Origin of the sequence: Variovorax frigidus (assembly GCF_051216515.1) — a bacterium.
GTDB lineage: Bacteria > Pseudomonadota > Gammaproteobacteria > Burkholderiales > Burkholderiaceae_C > Variovorax.
The window spans coordinates 1-2,017 of the sequence record NZ_JBPJZF010000020.1 but is presented as its reverse complement, the minus strand read 5'-3'; the positions used below and the strand labels follow the sequence as shown (position 1 = coordinate 2,017).

The window sequence follows — 2,017 nt, the reverse complement described above, 5'->3', positions numbered from 1 at the left end:
CCAGCTGTATGCGACCAACACCGAACTGAGCAACGTGGGCTCGGTGGTGAACAACATCAGCAACGGTGGTGGCATCAAGTACTTCAAGGCGAACTCGACGCTGGCAGACAGCCAGGCGCAAGGGCTGGACAGCGTGGCCATCGGGCCGAACGCGGTGGCCAAGAACGCGAGCGATGTGGCATTGGGCAATGGCTCGGTCACGGACGCCGCAGTGGCGACGACCGGTGCCACGATCAACAACAAGGCCGTGACCTTTGCCGGCAACGCACCGACCAGCACGGTCAGCGTGGGTTTGGTGGGTGCGGAACGCACCATCACCAACGTGGCCGCAGGCCGCCTGAGTGGTACCAGCACGGACGCCGTCAACGGCAGCCAGCTGTACGCGACCAACACGGAGCTGAGTAACGTGGGCTCGGTGGTGAACAACATCAGCAATGGTGGCGGCATCAAGTACTTCAAGGCGAACTCGACGCTGGCAGACAGCCAGGCCCAGGGGCTGGACAGTGTGGCCATCGGCCCGAACGCGGTGGCCAAGAACGCGAGCGACGTGGCGCTGGGCAACGGCTCGGTCACGGACACCGCAGTGGCCACGACCGGCGCGACCATCAACAACAAGGCGGTGACCTTCGCCGGCAACGCACCGACCAGCACGGTCAGCGTGGGCTCGGTGGGCGCAGAGCGCACTATCACCAATGTGGCTGCAGGCCAGTTGAGCGCCAGCAGCACGGACGCCGTCAACGGCAGCCAGCTGTACGCGACCAATACGGAGCTGAGCAACGTGGGTTCGGTGGTGAACAACATCAGCAACGGTGGCGGCATCAAGTATTTCCGCGCCAATTCCACCGGTGCGGACAGCCTGGCGCAGGCGCTGGAGAGTGTGGCCATCGGCCCTAACGCAGTGGCGAAGAATGTGGGTGATGTGGCCCTGGGCAGTGGCTCGGTCACGGACACCGCGGTGGCTACGACCGGTGCGACCATCAACAACAAGGCAGTGACCTTCGCGGGCAACGCACCGACCAGCACGGTCAGCGTGGGGTCGGTGGGAGCGGAACGCACCATCACCAACGTGGCCGCAGGCCGCCTGAGTGGTACCAGCACGGACGCCGTCAACGGCAGCCAGCTGTATGCGACCAACACGGAGCTGAGCAACGTGGGCTCCGTGGTGAACAACATCAGCAACGGTGGTGGCATCAAGTACTTCAAGGCGAACTCGACGCTGGCGGACAGCCAGGCGCAAGGCCTGGACAGCGTGGCCATCGGCCCGAATGCGGTGGCCAAGAACGCGAGCGACGTGGCGCTGGGCAACGGCTCGGTCACGGACACCGCAGTGGCGACTGCGGGTGCGACCATCAACAGCAAGGCCGTGACCTTCGCTGGCAGCGCGCCAACCAGCACGGTCAGTGTCGGTGCAGCAGGTGCAGAGCGGACCATCACCAACGTGGCCGCAGGCCGCTTGAGTGGAACCAGCACCGATGCAGTCAATGGCAGCCAGCTGTATGCGACCAACACCGAACTGAGCAACGTGGGCTCGGTGGTGAACAACATCAGCAATGGTGGTGGCATCAAGTACTTCAAGGCGAACTCGACGCTGGCAGATAGCCAGGCGCAAGGCCTGGACAGCGTGGCGATCGGGCCGAACGCCGTGGCCAAGAACGCGAGCGACGTGGCATTGGGCGACGCCTCGGTCACGGACACCGCAGTGGCGACCGCGGGTGCGACGATCAATAACAAGGCCGTGACCTTCGCCGGCAACGCGCCGACCAGCACGGTCAGCGTGGGGTCGGTGGGCGCAGAACGCACCATCACCAACGTGGCCGCAGGCCGCCTGAGTGGAACGAGCACCGATGCAGTCAACGGCAGCCAGCTGTACGCGACCAACACGGAGCTGAGCAACGTGGGTTCGGTGGTGAACAACATCAGCAATGGTGGTGGCATCAAGTACTTCAAGGCGAACTCGACGCAGCCGGACGCCAGTGCAACGGGCACGGACAGCGTGGCCATCGGGCAGAGGTCCGTG

1 protein-coding gene is annotated in these 2,017 nt (G+C 64.7%); it reads left to right on the top strand.

What is annotated here, in order from left to right:
* The coding region (locus ACSFBC_RS28400; RefSeq protein WP_435513674.1) for a YadA family autotransporter adhesin at window positions 1–2,017 on the top strand (2,017 nt) is incomplete at both ends.